The sequence below is a fragment of the Syntrophomonas sp. UBA5494 genome (assembly GCF_002426325.1).
Window position 1 is genome coordinate 1 of the sequence record NZ_DIPG01000052.1, and the last position, 242, is coordinate 242.

At 59.5% G+C, this 242-nt stretch carries 1 protein-coding gene; it reads right to left on the minus strand.

The features are described from left to right. A partial coding sequence (locus tag B3W37_RS06190; protein ID WP_483175091.1) for a hypothetical protein occupies positions 1 to 242 on the minus strand: 242 nt, incomplete at both ends.

The window sequence follows — 242 nt, forward strand, 5'->3', positions numbered from 1 at the left end:
TCCGCTTCGTCCACTTTTACCGTGTAGGTCAGCGGATCGCCGTCGGGGTCCTCGAAAACCTCCTCAAGATTTACGGTATAGGCATCGCCCAGATTGACCTCCGCCACAGCCTCGGCGGGAACACCGCTCTTCAAGGCCGGGGGAGCGTTGCTTTCCATTTGGCAGGTGAGATTGACCGTGTAGGTATCGGTTGAGGTCACATCGCCGTCGTCAGCGGTGAACACCAGGGTGGTGGTCCCTGC